At 72.5% G+C, this 16,202-nt stretch carries 12 protein-coding genes and 1 pseudogene; 9 read left to right on the top strand and 4 right to left on the bottom strand.

Going from position 1 to position 16,202, the window contains the following annotated elements; all coding sequences use genetic code 11:
• Positions 1–3: 3 nt before the first annotated feature.
• Positions 4–792, top strand: a complete 789-nt coding sequence (locus tag ACN6LM_RS21310; RefSeq protein WP_445066962.1) for a maleylpyruvate isomerase family mycothiol-dependent enzyme — start codon at positions 4–6, stop codon at positions 790–792.
• Positions 793–807: 15 nt separating this feature from the next.
• Here the strand turns inward: ACN6LM_RS21310 and ACN6LM_RS21305 are convergent, their stop codons facing one another.
• Together ACN6LM_RS21305 and ACN6LM_RS21300 are read right to left on the bottom strand one after the other, a co-directional pair.
• Positions 808–2,283 carry a DUF1254 domain-containing protein gene (locus tag ACN6LM_RS21305; protein ID WP_445066961.1) on the bottom strand — a complete coding sequence of 492 codons (1,476 nt, stop codon included), beginning with the start codon at positions 2,281–2,283 and terminating at the stop codon, positions 808–810.
• 73 nt (positions 2,284–2,356) lie between these two features.
• Positions 2,357–3,247, bottom strand: a complete 891-nt coding sequence (locus tag ACN6LM_RS21300; RefSeq protein WP_445066960.1) for a bile acid:sodium symporter family protein — start codon at positions 3,245–3,247, stop codon at positions 2,357–2,359.
• Positions 3,248–3,472: 225 nt separating this feature from the next.
• Here ACN6LM_RS21300 and ACN6LM_RS21295 point away from each other — a divergent pair, with 225 nt between their 5' ends.
• The 7 genes from ACN6LM_RS21295 to ACN6LM_RS21265 all read left to right on the top strand — a co-directional run bounded on the left by ACN6LM_RS21295 (position 3,473) and on the right by ACN6LM_RS21265 (position 12,830).
• On the top strand, positions 3,473–4,234 hold the full coding sequence (locus ACN6LM_RS21295; protein ID WP_445066959.1) for an SDR family NAD(P)-dependent oxidoreductase: 762 nt from the start codon (positions 3,473–3,475) through the stop codon (positions 4,232–4,234).
• Between the two features lie 149 nt (positions 4,235–4,383).
• Positions 4,384–5,679 carry a PucR family transcriptional regulator gene (locus tag ACN6LM_RS21290; RefSeq protein WP_445066958.1) on the top strand — a complete coding sequence of 432 codons (1,296 nt, stop codon included), beginning with the start codon at positions 4,384–4,386 and terminating at the stop codon, positions 5,677–5,679.
• Positions 5,680–5,817: 138 nt separating this feature from the next.
• Positions 5,818–6,588, top strand: coding sequence for a glucose 1-dehydrogenase (locus ACN6LM_RS21285; protein ID WP_445066957.1), 771 nt, complete (start codon positions 5,818–5,820; stop codon positions 6,586–6,588).
• Positions 6,589–6,667: 79 nt separating this feature from the next.
• Positions 6,668–8,152, top strand: a complete 1,485-nt coding sequence (locus ACN6LM_RS21280; protein ID WP_445066956.1) for a class I adenylate-forming enzyme family protein — start codon at positions 6,668–6,670, stop codon at positions 8,150–8,152.
• Between the two features lie 2 nt (positions 8,153–8,154).
• A complete protein-coding gene (locus ACN6LM_RS21275; RefSeq protein WP_445066955.1) occupies positions 8,155–9,957 on the top strand; it encodes a DUF3556 domain-containing protein in 1,803 nt (600 codons plus the stop codon).
• Positions 9,958–9,962: 5 nt separating this feature from the next.
• Positions 9,963–11,405 carry a phytoene desaturase family protein gene (locus tag ACN6LM_RS21270; RefSeq protein ID WP_445066954.1) on the top strand — a complete coding sequence of 481 codons (1,443 nt, stop codon included), beginning with the start codon at positions 9,963–9,965 and terminating at the stop codon, positions 11,403–11,405.
• A gap of 36 nt (positions 11,406–11,441) precedes the next feature.
• Positions 11,442–12,830, top strand: coding sequence for a DUF1254 domain-containing protein (locus ACN6LM_RS21265; RefSeq protein WP_445066953.1), 1,389 nt, complete (start codon positions 11,442–11,444; stop codon positions 12,828–12,830).
• 48 nt (positions 12,831–12,878) lie between these two features.
• Here the strand turns inward: ACN6LM_RS21265 and ACN6LM_RS21260 are convergent, their stop codons facing one another.
• Both ACN6LM_RS21260 and ACN6LM_RS21255 read right to left on the bottom strand, forming a co-directional pair.
• Positions 12,879–13,841: a DUF6215 domain-containing protein gene (locus ACN6LM_RS21260; protein ID WP_445066952.1), complete on the bottom strand. Its 963-nt coding sequence runs from the start codon at positions 13,839–13,841 to the stop codon at positions 12,879–12,881.
• Positions 13,842–13,934: 93 nt separating this feature from the next.
• Positions 13,935–14,843: pseudogene (locus ACN6LM_RS21255) on the bottom strand (beta-galactosidase); the annotation flags it as partial.
• 214 nt (positions 14,844–15,057) lie between these two features.
• On the opposite strand from ACN6LM_RS21255, the gene ACN6LM_RS21250 reads away from it, so the two are divergent.
• Positions 15,058–16,164, top strand: a complete 1,107-nt coding sequence (locus ACN6LM_RS21250; RefSeq protein ID WP_445066951.1) for an aldose epimerase family protein — start codon at positions 15,058–15,060, stop codon at positions 16,162–16,164.
• The last annotated feature ends 38 nt before the right edge of the window (positions 16,165–16,202 follow it).

The following is a 16,202-nucleotide window of genomic DNA, read 5'->3' as shown; positions in this document are numbered from 1 at the left end:
CCGGTGACCCCCTCCCATGACTTCACCGGTCTGCTGCGGCTCGTCGACGAGCGGTCGGCGGCCTTCCGCGCCGCGATCGCCTCCGCACCCGGCTTCGACGCCCCCGTGCCGGGCTGCCCCGGCTGGAATCTGTACGACCTCGCCCAGCACCTGGGCGGCGGTGACCGCTACTGGGCCGACATCGTCAAGGCCGGCCCCGCCGCCGCCCCGCCCGCCGAGGCCCTGGCCGCCCGAGCCGCCCTCGTCCCGCCGCGCGACCCGGACGCGCTCGTGGCCTGGCTCGCCGAGTCCACGGAACTCCTGCTCGACACGCTCCGGGACGCGGGTCCGGAGCGGGGCTGCTGGACCTGGTGGGGGCCGGCCCTCACGCCGCAGAACGCCGGGGGAGTCGCCCGCCACCGGGTCCAGGAGAGCGCGGTGCACACGTACGACGCCCAGAGCGCTCTGGGCGTTCCGGAGCCGCTGCCGGAGGAGGTGGGGCTCGACGGTGTGGAGGAGTTCCTGTTCACCTGCGTCGCGACGCCGAGCCCCTGGCCGCATCCGCCGGCCGCCTTCGACTTCCACGCCTCCGAGGGCCGCTCCTGGCGCCTCGTCGTCGACGGCGACGGGGCCCGCCCGGCCCGCATCCCCGCGCCCGCCGTCGAGGGCGCCGGCACCGCGGGGGTGGCCGCCCGGGGCCCGGCCGGTGACCTGGTCCTCTACCTGTACAACCGCATTCCGGAGGAGGCCCTGCGCATCGACGGGGACGGGAAGCTGCTCGACCTGCTGCGGGACTGGGAGCCGGAGGAGTAGGGGCGGCGCCCCGGCTCAGCCCTCGGCCCTGACGAAGTCGCCGGGCTTGTAGCGCCGGTCGAAGAACGCCTGCTCCGGGCCGTACCAGCGGATCAGGGAGAACCAGCCGCGGCCGGGTACGGTCCTGATCCAGTTCCGGGCCTCCTGCGGGCGGTCCGGGCCGACGTGGATGGTGAGGGAGCCGTCCTCGTTGAAGGCGAGGTCGTTCATGCCGTTCAGCGAGGAGTACGTCTGGCCCTCGGCGTCGACCTCGGCGGCCGTCTCGGCGTCGTACAGCGTGAGCGACCAGAAGAGCCGGGCGGGCGGATCGGCGGGCAGGTCGATGCGGTACGTGCGTTCACCGGCGAGGAGATCGCCCGCGTGATCGCGGTACGACGCCGCGTACTTGGCGCCGAAGCCGACGACCGAGCTCATCATGCCGGTGCTGATCGAGTAGTGGTTGACGAACATGTGCGCCTTGGCGTTCACATCGGTGTGGCCGGTCGCCCGCGTACGGAACTCCTCGTCAAGGAGGGTGTGCCAGAAGTCGTCCTGGGATGTCTTGGCGTGCGCGACCCACTGCCGGTCCTCCCACCACAGGGCGTGGGGCTCCCGGTCGAAGCCGGTGGCGATCGTCTTGGCCGTCTTCCACGCGGTCCGCGCCGCCAGGTCCAGCAGTTCCCGCTGCCGGGGCGCCGGGTCGAACGTCTCGCCCTTGCGGATGCCCAGGGCGGCCAGCACGCCGTGCATATAGGGGTCGGCCCGGTCCGTCCGGTCCGCCTGCACGAACGCGTTCAGCGTCTCGAAGAACGCGAAGTCGCGCGGGTACAGCGCGTCCGCCGGGGTGTCCGAGGCGTGCGCGAAGTGCATGGGCTTCGCCTCGCCGCGCAGCGGATGCAGCCGGATGCCCTCGATCGACCTGACGCCGGGCGACACATCGTCCACCGAGGCGAAGAAGCCGCGCAGCAGGAAGTAGATGTTGTCGGTGCGGCTGCGGTAGACGAAGAAGTCGTCCCACGCGCCGGGCTCCTCCGGCTCCAGGTCCTCGGGGACGATCAGATAGCGGCCGCCCTTGCCCCGGTCGGGACCCGGCAGCCCGATGTCGCCGAGGAACTGCACTCCGTCGACGCGCGGGCCGGTCAGCGGGCGGTGCCAGAAGTCGTCCACCAGGCCCTGGATACCGGGCGGGGCCTCGACCACCAGGGGCCCGGTCTCCGCGAGGTCTGCGAAGCACATCCCGTAGATGACGTCACAGTTCGGGGTGGTGATGAGGGTCCTCGGCTTGAGCCGCTTCTCGAACACCGACATCACGTGGTAACCGCGCCCGAACGTCTCGCCCAGTCCGTCGCGCATCGCGCAGGCGTTGACGCTCGGCAGCGCCCACAGGTACGTCTGCACCGCCCGCTGGAAGAACAGTTCGTCCGCCAGCGTCCGCGCGGTCTCCTCGGTGGGGTTGCCGCCGCTGAACGGCAGGGCGGCCAGCTGCTCGTAGTGCTCGGGTGAGGAGGTCATGGGCGGGCTCCTTCAGTACTGCGCGGGGCATACCGGAAAAAATCAAAGTAATCGGAACGAGTGGGGCTTTCGGTCACCCGCGCTGTACGGCCGGAGCCGGTGTCGGCTCCCGGCGGTGGGTCAGCGCCCACCCGAAGAGGGCCGCACCCGGGATCATCAGCAGCCCGTACACCGCCGCCGGCACGGCCAGGGTGCTGCTGTCCAGGACACTCACGGCGATGGTGATGGCCAGCGTCGCGTTGTGGGCGCCGATCTCGAAGGACGCGGCGACGGCCTGCGGGCGCCCCACCCGTACCGCTCGGGGTACGACGAAGCCGAGGGTGAGGCTCAGCGCGCAGAACGCCACCACGGCCGGGCCGACGTCGGCGATGTAGCGGGGGAGGTTCGCGCGCTCCGACCACGCGGAGCCGAGCACCGCGAGGACCAGGACGGCCGACGAGCAGATCCGTACCGGGCGGTCCAGCACCGAGGCCAGGGACGGGCGGAAGTGACGCAGCGCCATGCCCAGTGCCACGGGCACCAGGACGATCGCGAACACCTCCGTCATCTTGCCGAACTGGAGCGAGACCTGTCCGGCGCCGAGGTCCGGGTGGAAGTAGTGCAGGCCCAGGTTGGTCACCACCGGGATCGAGACGACCGCGACCACCGAATTCACGGCGGTCAGCGTGATGTTGAGGGCGACGTCCCCGCCGAAGAGATGGCTGAACAGGCTGGAGACGGTGCCGCCCGGCGACGCCGACAACAGCATCATCCCGGCGGCGAGGACCGGCGGTACGCGCAGCGCGACGACGAGCGCGAAACACAGCGCCGGCAGCACCACCAGTTGCAGTGCCATGGTGACCGCGGCCGCCCGCCGGTGCGCCTTCACGTTGACGAAGTCCTGGACGGTCAGCGACAGCCCGAGCCCGACCATGACGAGCGCCACGGCCGCGGGCAGGAATGCCGAGATGATCGGTGAGTTCACGGATGCGGCTCCAGCCGGGAGACGAAACCGGGGTGCGGAACACCCGGCGCCGGGCCTCGTTGCCCGCCTCGGCGCAACGTAGGCCGGGCGCGCCCGGACAAGGACTGGTACGGGGAGACGAAAGACCGCCGGAATGTCGTGCGCGGGCGCCAAGACGGCCCGGACTCCCGGTCCCTAGCGTGGCGGCCACCCGTCACCTGTACACCCACCTCCAGGAGGTCCCCCATGACAGATCTGACCGGACGCCGCGCACTGGTCACCGGCGGAGCACAGGGGATCGGGCGCGCCATCGCCTCCCGGCTGATCGCGGCCGGGGCCCGTGTGGCGCTCGCCGACATGAACGAGGAGGGGGTGAAGACCACCGCCAAGGAACTGGGCGGCGACACCATCGGCATCCGCTGCGACGTGCGGTCCGCGTCCGACGCCCGGGCCGCCGTCGCCGAAGCCGTAGCAGCGCTCGGCGGCCTCGACCTGCTCGTGAACAACGCGGGCATCGAGATCGCCAAGCCCGTCACGGAGCTGACGGACGAGGAGTTCATGCGCGTCCTGGACGTCAACGCCGGCGGCACCTTCCGGGTCACCCAGGCCGCGATCCCGGCTCTGGCCGTCTCCGGCAGGGCCGCGATCGTCAACCTCGGCTCCATCGCGGGCGTCTCCGGCGGTCCTCTGCTCAGCGCGTACTGCGCCTCCAAGGGCGCCGTCCTCCGGTTCACCGAGTCCGCCGCGATGGAGCTCCGCCAGGCGGGGATCACCGTGAACGCGGTGTGCCCCGGGATCGTCTCCACCGAAATGGCCGACCGCCTGGTCGACCCGATCGACGCCGTCTCGCCGGTCCCCTTCCACGACCTGATCAACGCCCGCCAGGGCCGGCCCGGCACGCCCGACGAGGTCGCCGGACTGGTCGCGTTCCTGGCGTCGGACGACGCCCGCTTCATCACCGGCGCTCACTACCTGATCGACGGAGGGCTGACCGCGAGCCTGTTCTGAGGGCCCCGACCGGCCCGCGCACGTCTGTCACCTGCGGTGATGCCCCGAGTGCAGCCCGTTCGGCCATTGTGACCGGGCGGGCCGCTCTGTCAGGATGGGCGCCCTCGCGCAGCGCCGTGCGGGGAAGCAAGCACGTACGGAGGTACGCCGTGACCCCGCCCCCCACAGCCGCCGGCGAGACCGCGCGGCTCGCCGAGGCACGCGTCGTGGCGCTGGCCGAGTACCTGCGGGCGCACCTGCCCGAGCTGACCGCGCGGCTCCAGGCCGAACTGGCCGCCAAGGTCACCGAACTGCAGAGCGACCCGCGCCTCCTGGAACTCCTCTACGGCAGCACGGAGAGCAACCTGGAGACCCTCACGGAGGTGATGCGGTACGGCATCCCCGAGGAGGACCTCACCGCCCCCTCCGCCGCCGAGGAGTACGCCCGCAGGCTCGCCAGGCACGGCACCTCGTCCACCGCCCTGATCCGCGCCTACCGGCTCGCCCAGGAGTACGTCCTCGACCGGGCCTTCGGCTGGATCGCCGCCGAGGAACCGGACCCGGCCGTCGCCCACGCCGCCGGCCGGACGTTCACCCGGATCACCTTCCGCTACATCGACCGCGTCTCCGAACGGGTCGTCCACGTCTACGAGGCCGAGCGCGAGCGTTATCTCGCCAACCGGGGCACCGTGCGGGCGGCCATGATCACCTCGCTGCTCGCCGGTGAGCCCGTCAAGCCCGCCGCCGCCGAGGCGGCCCTCGGCTACGCGCTCGGCCGGCGCCACCTGGGTGTCGTGATCTGGGGAGCCGACCGGCGGACCTCCACCCAGGAGCTGCACCACTGCGAGGCCCTGCTCGCGGAGGTCGCGACGGCCGCCGGAAGCAGGGGGCAGCCGCTCCTCGGCCGCAACGACGGCGCCGGCAGTTGGGGCTGGATCCCGCTCGGGCACGGCGACGAACTCCCCGACCCGGCCGAGATCCAGCGCCGGGTCACGGCGGCCGGCACGGGCCTGCGGGTCGCGCTCGGCACGCCCTCGGCGGGCACCGACGGCTTCCGGCTGTCCCACCTCGAAGCGCTCCGTGCCCGCAGCGTGGCCATGGCCGCGGGCGACCGGGCCCGCGCGGTGACCTCCTACACCGACCCCGGTGTACGCGCTGCCGCCATGCTCTCGGCCGACCTGGGCGCGACCCGCCGCCTCGTCCGCGACGCCCTCGGGGCGCTGGGCGCCGACACGGAGGCGGCGGCCCGGCTGCGGGGCACGCTGCTGGCCTTCGTCACGGAGAAGGGCAGCTACGTGGCCACCGCCGAGCGGACCCACCTGCACAAGAACACCGTGAAGTACCGCGTGGACCGGGCCCTGGAGGAGCGGGGCCGCCCCCTCGGCGAGGACCGGCTCGACCTCGAACTGGCCCTCATCGCCTGCGAGTGGCTGGGCGACGCCGTCCTGGCCCCCGAGGCCGCCTGAGCCGTACGCCGGCGCCCCGATCGGACCCCCGCGCACGAAGAGCCCGCCAACCTTTGTGTTCCCGGTACAGGGACCTCGCCCATCCCCGCCTCTAGCTTTCGGTGCACACCACTGAACGCCACGCAGGAGGGCCCTCCCATGCACCAGGACCTGGCCGGCCGGACCGCCGTCGTCACCGGCGCCGCCAACGGCATCGGCTTCGCCATCGCCCGCCGCTTCGCCGAGGCGGGCGCGAACGTCGTCCTCTCCGACATCGACGAGGCAGCCGTCAAGGAGGCGTCCGAGCGGATTCCCGGCTCGGTGGCCGTCGCCTGTGACGTACGCGAGGAGGAGCAGGTCAAGGCCCTGGTGGACGCGGCCGTGGAACGGTTCGGAGCCCTCCACGTCATGGTCCCCAACGCCGGGGTCGCCACGCCGGCCCCGATCATCGGCATGGACCTGGCGGCCTGGCGCGAGGTCACCTCGGTCAACCTCGACGGCGTCTTCCTCTCCATCCGCTACGCGGCCCCCGCGATCATCGCCGCGGGCGGCGGCAGCATCGTCACCCTCGGCTCGGTCACCGCGACCGCCGGCACTCCCCTGATCGCCCACTACGCCGCGTCCAAGGCCGCCGTCGTCAACCTCACCAAGACCGCCGCCACCGAACTGCGTGCCCACAACGTGCGCGTCAACGCGGTGCTGCCCGGCTTCGTCGGCACCGGCCTGGTGACCGGATCCGTCGACACGTTCGAGCGGCAACTCGGTCTTCCGTCCGGCGGGTTCGCCGCGCTCATGGACCAGAAGCAGGGTCGGCTCGGCACAGTCGAGGAGGTCGCTGAGGCCGTGCTCTTCCTGGCCGGCGACCGCTCGTCCTTCTGCAACGGCTCGGGCCTCCTCCTCGACGGCGGCCTGGACGCCTCGCTCTTCTGATCCTTCCCGTACGCGCCGCCCGACGACCGGCCCGCCCGCCCAGGGCCCCGTGTTCCCGTCCCGAAAGGCATTCAGCACCATGCCCCTGACCCACCTGCCCTGGCACCGGCCGGCCGCCTTCGACGGGCGACCGTGCGTGGGCGACGAAAACCAGGAACTCGGCTACGCGGAGTTCGCCGCCCGCGTCGAAGCCGTGGCGGAGCAGTTCGCCGACCACGGCGTCGAGCACGGCACGGTGGTCGCGATCATGCTGCCGAATCGCGTCGAACTCCTGGTCTGCCTGGCCGCCGCCTGGCGGCTCGGTGCCGTCGCCACACCGGTCAACCCCGTGTTCACCGCCGCCGAGGCGGACTACCAGATCACCGACTCGGGCGCCGCTCTCGTCGTCAACTCCGGGCCCGGCTCACCCGACGGCGGCAGGCCCGCACTCGCCGTGGACGACCTGTGCCGCTCTCCCCGGGGCGGTACGCTCCGGGAGCCCGCCACCGCCCCGGACGACGTCGCCCTGCTCATCTACACCAGTGGCTCGACCGGCCGCCCCAAGGGCGTCATCCTCGACCACGCCAACATCGACGCGATGGTCGCGTCCATCTCCACCGCCCTGGAGATCACCGAGACCGACCACTGCCTGCTGGTGCTGCCTCTTTTCCACGTCAACGCCATCTGCGTCAGCTTCCTCAGCACCCTGCGTGCCGGCGGGCGGCTCTCCGTCCTCAGCCGGTTCCACCCGAAGGACTTCCTCGCCGCCGTGGAACGGCTGCGCCCCACGTTCTTCTCCGCCGTCCCCACCATCTACGCCCATCTCGTCGGGCTGCCCGAGGAGTCGAAGACCGACACCTCCTCGGTGAGGGTCGCGGTCTGCGGGGCCGCGCCCGCCTCCGAGGAACTGCTGACCGCCGTCGAGGCCCGCTTCGGCTTCCCGGTGGTCGAGGGCTACGGCCTGACGGAGGGCAGCTGCGCCTCCACGTCCACCCCGCTGCACGGTCCGCGGCGCCCCGGCACCGTGGGCGTCGCCCTCCCCGGACAGCGGGTGGCCGTCATGGCACCGGACGGCCGGCTGCTGCCCGCCGGGGAGCGCGGCGAGATCGTCATCCGGGGCGGGAACGTCATGCGCGGCTACCTGGGCCGCCCCGACGCCACTGCCGAGACCCTGCGCGGCGGCTGGCTGCACACCGGTGACGTGGGCGTCCTCGATGCGGAGGGCCACCTCCGGATCGTCGACCGGATCAAGGACATGATCATCCGGGGCGGCGAGAACCTGTACCCCAAGGAGATCGAGTCCGTCCTCCACCAGCACCCCGCCGTCCGGGAAGCGGCCGTCGTCGGCGCCCCGCACGAGGTGTACGGAGAGGTGCCGGTCGCCTACGTCTCCGCGTACCCCGGCAGACCGCTGGACACCGGCGCGCTGCGCGAGCTGTGCGCCGTCCACCTGACGAAGGTCAAGAACCCGGTGGCCCTGCACGTCCTGGACGCCCTCCCGAAGAACCCTGTCGGAAAGATCGACAAGCCCGCCCTGCGCGCCCTCCTCACCGCCCCCGTCCCCACGTCCCCCAAGGGAGCCTGACCATGGGATTCCTCAAGCCCGACCCTCCACAGGAAGACCCGAGGGCCCTGTTGGCCCGCCCTTTCCTGGAGCGCATCCGGATCCTCAGCGCCCACTGGGTCGAGCACGGCTTCGGCGCGCCGCGTGCCGTGTCCGTGATCTACGTGCTCAAGGTGGCGGTGCTCTACTGCCTGGGCGGACTTCTCGTCGTCCGTTACACCTCGGACGTCGGCACCTTCGCCGACTTCACCTCGTGGTGGGACGAGCCCGTCCTCTACCAGAAGCTCATCCTGTGGACGGTGCTCCTCGAAGCTCTGGGCCTGGCGGGCTCCTGGGGTCCGCTGGCCGGGCACTTCAAGCCGATGACCGGCCCGGTCGGCTACTGGCTGCGGCCGGGCACCATCCGGCTGCCCCCGTGGCCGGGCAAGGTCCCGTTCACCGCCGGGGACGAGCGGACCGTCGGGGACGTGCTGCTGTACGCGGCCCTGCTGGCGAGCCTCGTCGTCGGACTGGTCCTGCCGGGCGAGGCCGACGGCGGTCTCACCGCGGCGGTGCCGGGCAGCGCGGGCGGCGTGGTGTCCCCGCTCGTCCACGGCGTCGTCGCCGTCCTGCTGGTGCTGTGCGGCCTGCGCGACCGCCTCATATTCCTGGGCTCGCGTGGCGAGCAGTACCTGCCCGCGATCGTCCTGTCGGCGTCGCTCGGCTTCACCGACATGGTCATCGCCTGGAAACTGCTCATGGTCGTCGTCTGGCTCGGAGCGGGTGTCTCCAAGTTCGGCAAGCACTTCACCAACGTCATCCCGCCGATGATCTCCAACGCGCCCTTCAACCCGTCGGTCCGGCTGCGGCGCCTGCACTACCGCGACTTCCCCCGCGACCTGCGCCCCTCCAGCCTCGCCTGGGTCATGGGGCATGTCTTCGGCACCACCGTCGAGCTGGGCCTGCCGCTGGTCCTGCTGTTCTCGCCGAACTCCACGGTGACCTTGCTCGCGGCGGGCGCGATGGTGGTCTTCCACCTCTTCATCCTGTCCACCTTCCCGCTGGCGGTCCCGCTGGAGTGGAACGTGCTGTTCGCCTTCGGCGCGGTCTTCCTCTTCGTCGGCTACCCGGCCCAGGACGGGTACGGCGTCCTGGACTTCTCGCAGGGCTGGATGCTCCCGGTGATCGTCGCCGCCCTCGCGTTCTTCCCGGTGCTCGGCAACTTCCGCCCGGACCTCGTCTCGTTCCTGCCGTCCATGCGCCAGTACGCCGGGAACTGGGCTTCCGCCACCTGGGCGTTCGCCCCCGGATGCGAGGAGCGCCTGAACGGGGTGAAGGCACCCGCCCGCATCCAGGTCGAGCAGATGCAGAACATGTTGATGGCGTACGAGAAGGACGCCGCCGCCGTCGCCATGCAGATGCCGTTGGCCTGGCGCTCGATGCACAGCCAGGGCCGGGGCCTGTTCTCGGTCCTCGTGCGGCATGTGCCGGACATCGACCACTACACCGTCCGGGAAGCCGAGTTCGTCTGCAACCAGCTCACCGGGTGGAACTTCGGCGACGGCCACCTGCACGACATCCGCCTCGTCAACGCCTTGCAGAAGCGGGTGAACTTCGCCCCCGGCGAGCTGACCGTCGTCTGGGCGGAGTCCCAGGCCATCCACCAGGACTTCCAGCGCTACCAGGTCATCGACGCCGCCCTCGGCGTGGTCGAGCGCGGCACCTGGAAGGTCGCGGACTGCGTCGAGCGCCAGCCCTGGCTGCCCGAGCCCGCCGGCCCCGTCCCGGTCCAAGTGGAATGGGTGCGAACCGTGCAGGACACCGGCACCCTGGTCACGGAGGTCTGAACACCATGGCCACAGCGGCTGTAGTGGGCAGCGGCCCCAACGGTCTCGCCGCCGCGATCCGGCTCGCCCGGGCCGGGCTGACGGTCACGGTGCTGGAAGGCGCCGAGCGGCCCGGGGGCGGGACCCACACCTCCGAGCTGACCCTGCCGGGACTGCTGCATGACGACTGCGCGGCGATCCATCCGACCGGTGTGGCCTCACCCTTCCTCTCCTCGCTCGGGCTGGAGCGCTTCGGGCTGCGCTGGCTCTGGCCCGAGATCGACCTCGCCCACCCGCTGGACAGCGGACGGGCCGGGGTGATCTCCCGCGACATGGCCCGTACGGTGGACTCCCTCGGCCGCGACGGAGCGGCGTGGCGGCGGCTCTTCGCCCCGCTCACCGACCGCTTCCCCCGGATCGCCGACGAGGTCTTCCAGCCGGTCCCGCACCTGCCCCGGCACCCCCTGGCCCTGGCCCGGTTCGGGGCGGGTGCGCTGCCGCCGGCGACCTGGACGGCCCGCTACTGGCGGGACGAACCGGCCCGAGCCCTGTTCCTGGGCGTCGCGGCACACGCCTTCGGCCGGCTCGACACCCCGCTCAGCGGGTCCGTCGGCATGCTGCTCGCCACAGCGGGCCACGCCGTCGGCTGGCCCGTCGCGGAGGGCGGCACCTACGCCATCACCACCGCGATGCTCCGGCTGCTGGACACCCTGGGCGGCACCGTCCGCACCGGCGTCACGGTCAAGAGCCTCGACCACCTGACCGAACTGCTGGGCGCCGGCCCGGACATCGTCCTGCTCGACACCGCCCCGGGGGCCGCCGCCCGCATCGTCGGCGACCGGCTGCCCGCCCGGGTCCGCCGCGCCCTCACCCGGTACCGCCACGGGCCCGCCGTCCACAAGGTCGACTACGCGATCGAGGGGGACGTGCCCTGGACCAACGAGGACTGCCGCCTGGCCGGCACCCTCCACCTCGGTGGCGGCGCGGCCGAGATCGCGGCCGCCGAAGCCGCCACCGCACGCGGCACCATGCCCCGCCGGCCGTTCACCCTGGTCGGCCAGCAGTACCTGGCGGACCCGTCACGCTCCAAGGACGGGCTCAACCCCCTGTACGCGTACGCACATGTCCCGCACGGCCACACCGAAGACGCCACCGAGGCGGTGACCGCCCAGATCGAACGGTTCGCCCCGGGCTTCCGCCACCGCATCCGCGCCACGCACTCCCGGACCGCACTCCAACTGACCGCCTGCAACCCGAACTACGTGGGCGGGGACATCGCGGGCGGCGCCAACAACGCCCGCCAGCTCCTGCTGCGCCCCCGGACCGCCACCGACCCGTACAGCCTGGGCGTCCCCGGCGTGTACCTCTGCTCGGCGTCGACCCCGCCGGGCGCGGGGGTCCACGGCATGTGCGGCGCAAAGGCGGCGGAGTCGGCTCTCGCCCACCTCGACTCCGCCCGCAGGGCCTGAAACACGGCACACCTCTTCAAGAACAGGAGCCCCCCCATGTCCGCCGTTCCCGCCGGATTCCCGGACCCGGAGACCACCCGACGCGCCTACGCCGAGGGCGACTTCGCTGCCGCGCTCGTCGCGTACAAGTTCTTCTACCCCGACGTGTCGATGGAAGCGCTGATGCAGGGCACCCGCGCGGCCGGGGCCCGGGACAACGAGGCGTTCATCGTCCTCGACACGACACCGCGCCACGTCATCTACACCCCCAACTCCGATACGCCGTACGGCGGAACGGTGCTGGACCTCGCCGAGTGGGGCCCGGTGGTCATCGAGATACCGGCGGGCCCGTACGTCGCCCTCGTGGACGACCACCACCGCTGGGTCGCCGACATGGGGCTGCCCGGTCCGGACGGGGGCGCCGGCGGGCGCCATCTGATCTGCCCGCCGGGCTGGGAGGGCGACGTGCCCGAGGGCTGCCGGGTCGCCCACGCCCCGACCTGGAAGGTCTACGTGGTCCTCCGCCGGCTGCCGGTCGACGGCCCGGAGGCGGCCCTCGCCGCTCTGCGCGAGGTGAGGGTGTACCCGCTGGACCACCCCGAGCGGGCCGACGCCTACGGATTCGTGGACGTCTGCGACCAGGACATCGACCTCACGCCCCGCGCGTGGGAGGACAACCTCGCGTACTGGGAGGTGCTGCACCGGATCGTGGACGCGGAGCCGGCCCGCGACGAGTACCGCCCGATGTACGGCCTGCTCGCCCAGCTCGGCATCGCCAAGGGACGGCCCTTCGCCCCGGACGCCGAGCGGCGCGAGCTCCTGGCCCGGGCCGCCCGCACCGGCCGCGACCAGCTCCTCGCCACCACGTTCGACGGCCGCCGCCCGGAACGCTCCGTCTGGGAGGACCGCCGGTGGGAGTGGGTCGGGCTCCAGCCCGCCAACGGCGACTTCGAGGACGAGCACTACCTCGACACCGAGGCCCGCGACCGCTGGTTCGCCCAGGCCGTCGTCGCCTCCCCGGCGATGTTCCGCCGCAAGGCCGGTTCCGGCTCGCTCTACTGGCTCGCCGCGCGCGACGCCGACGGGGCCTGGCTGGACGGCTCCCGTACCTACCGGCTGCGCGTACCGGGCCCGGTGCCGGCCGGCCTCTTCTGGTCCCTGACCGTCTACGACAGCGAGACCCGTTCCCAGGTGGTGACCGGCCGGGGCCGTGCGGCGATGCGCTCCCTGTACGAGAAGCCCGCGCCGGACCTGGACGGCACCGTCGACCTGTACGTCGGCCCGACCCCGCCCGCCGGCCAGGAGGAGCGCCGGCTGCGTACCGTCCCGGGCCGGGGCTGGTTCGCCTACTTCCGGATCTACGGGCCCGCCGAACCGGCCTTCGACGGCAGCTGGCGGCCGGGCGACTTCGAAGCGGTGCCGGAGGGTGACGGGCCGTCCGTCTGACCGGCCCGCAGCAGCCGGCCGGCGGACGCGCGCCCTGGGGCGTACAGCTCAGCCGGGTTGGCCCGGGAGCGTCGGGAGGATCTTCTCCACGATGCCGAGGATGACGCCGTCGTCGGGCAGGACGGCCCCGGACGCGCTCCACACGGTGAAGTCGAAGGAGCCGCCGGGGTCCTCGCGGTCCAGGGCCACCGTCAGAGTCCTGGCCAGAGGGCCTTCCGTGGCGGGCCCGCCGGACGCGTCGCCCTCGATGCGGAACTGCATGAGGTGGTCCGAGGTGAAGACCGCGGGCCGGCCGAGGACCTTGTCCGTCATGTGGTCCAGGGTCTGCGGCGCCAGCACCTTCGCGTAGTCGGCGACCGTCAGGTGGTTGTACGTGGCGGAGAGTTCCACGGTGTACGTGGGGAACTGGACCCGGGCCTCCGGCTCGGCGACCTTGTCGGCGGTCAGGGACGCGGTGCCGCTGTTGCCGTACGCCACCGTCGGCTGCTCACCGGGCGTTCCCAGGAGGTCCGCCAGGTCGGAGCGGTTGAGCGCCTTGCACAGATCGTCGCCGGTGACCGCGCCCGGCGTCAGGGCGTACGCCTTCGGCAGCTCCTTCCCGGGCTCGTTGTCCGAGCAGGGGGCGGGCTTCCGGGCGGTGGCGGTGCCGTCCCCCGTGACGCGGGGGGCCAGCCACACCGCGCCCGCGAGGGCCCCGACCAGGGCCAGGGCCACGAAGACCTGGGCCCAGGCGTTGGGCTCCTTCCGCTTCGGCGCCACCGGCCCGGCGGCGGGGCGCTGCTGCGCCGGGGCGCGCCCGGCCCTCTCGCGGGCGCGCCAGGCGTGGGTCACCGTGCGGACGCGGTACGCGGTGACGAGGAGGAGAGCCGCACCGAGCCCGGCCATGATCCACCGGGACTCGGGTTCGGTGACGGCGTTGAACACCATGCCTGCGCCGAAGAGGGACCCGAGGAGGATCAACAGGGGTTCGCGCACCCAGAAGGGCAGAACGCGGACGATGAGACCGAGCATCCGGTGATCCCATCAGAAGTTGATCATCCACGCTGTGGCGGAGGCCATAATTCCGGGCAGGTTCGGACCTGGTGGGCGACGGGCGACGGGGGATCAGCCGACCGGTAGGCGCAGCACGGCGACCCCTCTCGGCTCCAGCGTGAGTGCGCCTCCCGCATCGCTGTCCCCCAGGAGCAGTTCGCCGGTGAGGCCGGGGACGGTGACGGCCCGGTCGGTCCGGTTGACCAGGAAGCGGTAGGTGGCGCCCGGGCCCCTGCGTACGGTCGTCCCGACCAGCCCACGTACAGCGGCGGGCAGTTCGGCCTCGACCCCGGCCGCGTCCAGCAGTCGGGGGAGCAGCTTCGCCAGGCCGGTGGTGCCGAGCCGGGTGGAGACGTACGCCGCGGAACCCTCGCCCGTCGCGTGCCGGGTGACGGCGGGGCGCCCGGTCTGCACACCGGTGCGGTAGGCGGCGAGCACCTCCGTCGCCGGGGCGGTGACCGTGATCCGGTCGGTCCACAGGGTCCCGGTCGTCCCGTCGTCCAGCTCGGCGCTCTCGCCGGCGAGCAGCGGGCCGAACTCCTCGACGCGGATGCCGAGCAGGTCGCGCAGGGCGCCCGGGTGGCCGCCGAGCCACACGTGGTCGTTCTCGTCCACGATGCCGGAGAAGTGCGTGGTGACGAGATGGCCGCCCTGTTCGGCGTAGCGCGTGAGCGCCCTGCCCGGGCCGGCCGGGACCAGGTGGAGCACGGGCGCGATCAGCATGCGGTGGCGGTGCAGGCCGGCGCGGGTGGTGATCAGGTCGGCCCGGATTCCGGCGTCGAGGAGGCCGGTGTACCAGTCCAGGGCCTCCTGCCGGTAGTCGAGCAGGAAGCCGGGGTGGGAGTCCTGCCCGGCGGCCCACCACGACTCCCAGTCGTACAGGATGCCGACCGGGGCCGGCTCGCGGACGCTTCCGGCGACCGGTGCCAACTGCGCGACCTGGGCGCCGAGTTCGCACACCGACCGAAACAGCTCCGCGTCGCAGAGGAACACCGCCGCCCGTCCCGCGCCGAAGGCGTCGAGCGTACGGCCCCGTCCGACGTGCCGGTGCGCCACGGGCGCATGGCTGGGGGCTGATGTCGGCCCGACGATCGAATGTTATCGCTCACATGAGTTTGCCGGGTCGCGCGTGGGGTCCCGAAGGTGCGGCCATTCGGGGGTTGAGTCCCACATAGTTAGCGCTCACAATACGTATGTGTATCAGTCCGAGAGAACTCCTTCGACCTCCTCCGCCGCCCTCTTCGCCGGAGGCCCACCCGTCTGCCGCCCCGACGCGTACTCCGGGCAGCGGTGGACCTTCGGCTTCCCCGGCCGGCTCGTGGCGGAGGTGCACACGCGTGGTGCCCGCCTCCACGGCCTCTGGGTTCCGGACCGGAACGGCGACATGGCCGACGTCGTCCTGGCGCCCGCCGACCCGGCCCGGACAGCCACCGCCGCCCGGTACTTCGGCGCCACCGTAGGCCGCTACGCCAATCGCATCGCACACGGCCGGTTCACCCTGGACGGCACGCCCCACCGGCTGACGACCCAGGAGAACGGCCACTGCCTGCACGGCGGGACGGACGGGTTCGACCACCGGGTCTGGGAAGCCGAAAGCGTGCACACCCCCGAGCGGACCGGGGTGCTCCTGCACCTCCGCAGCCCCGACGGCGACCAGGGCTTCCCCGGGAACCTGGACGTCACGGTCGGCATGCTCATCGACCGGGACGGCGACCTCACCTTCTCCTACGCGGCGGTCACCGACGCCGCCACCCCGGTCAACCTGACCAACCACGCGTACTTCAACCTCGGAGGCGAGGGCGCGGGCGACATCCTCGGCCACGAACTGACCGTCGAGGCGACCCACTTCACGCCTGTCGGCCAGGACCTCATCCCGCGCGGCGACCATCTCCCCGTCACCGGCACACCGTTCGACCTGCGCCGACCGCGCGGGATCGGCGAGGCACTGGCGTACCCCGGCCACGAACTCGCCGTCACGGGAGGCGGGTTCGACCACAACTTCGTGCTGGCGGCGCGCCGGGACGACGCGCCGCGCACCGCCGCCGTCCTGTACGCGCCGGCCACGGGCCGGTCCCTGGAAGTGCTGACCACCGAACCCGGCCTCCAGGTCTACACCGGGGGACAGCTCGACGGATCCGTCGTCGGCAAGGGCGGTGCACGCTACCGGGCGGGTGCCGGTATCGCGCTCGAGACCCAGCACTTCCCCGACTCGCCCAACCGGCCCGGCGACCCGTCCACCGTGCTGCGGCCCGGTGACGAGTACCGGTCGAAAACGGTCCTGAGGTTCGGCACCAGGGGCTGAGGAGACGCGGCTGGGCCCGCCGGTTCACCGAACCGGCG

Source organism: Streptomyces sp. SAS_281, assembly GCF_052542855.1.
The sequence above is the reverse complement of the archived record's forward strand: the minus strand, read 5'-3'. Positions and strand labels throughout refer to the sequence as shown.

Bases quoted from the DNA above. Each gene is read 5' to 3' on its own strand.
- ACN6LM_RS21305 (WP_445066961.1), bottom strand. From the start codon at position 2,283: ATGACCTCCTCACCCGAGCACTACGAGCAGCTGGCCGCCCTGCCGTTC.
- ACN6LM_RS21295 (WP_445066959.1), top strand. From the start codon at position 3,473: ATGACAGATCTGACCGGACGCCGCGCACTGGTCACCGGCGGAGCACAG.
- ACN6LM_RS21285 (WP_445066957.1), top strand. From the start codon at position 5,818: ATGCACCAGGACCTGGCCGGCCGGACCGCCGTCGTCACCGGCGCCGCC.
- ACN6LM_RS21280 (WP_445066956.1), top strand. From the start codon at position 6,668: ATGCCCCTGACCCACCTGCCCTGGCACCGGCCGGCCGCCTTCGACGGG.
- ACN6LM_RS21275 (WP_445066955.1), top strand. From the start codon at position 8,155: ATGGGATTCCTCAAGCCCGACCCTCCACAGGAAGACCCGAGGGCCCTG.
- ACN6LM_RS21270 (WP_445066954.1), top strand. From the start codon at position 9,963: ATGGCCACAGCGGCTGTAGTGGGCAGCGGCCCCAACGGTCTCGCCGCC.
- ACN6LM_RS21265 (WP_445066953.1), top strand. From the start codon at position 11,442: ATGTCCGCCGTTCCCGCCGGATTCCCGGACCCGGAGACCACCCGACGC.
- ACN6LM_RS21260 (WP_445066952.1), bottom strand. From the start codon at position 13,841: ATGCTCGGTCTCATCGTCCGCGTTCTGCCCTTCTGGGTGCGCGAACCC.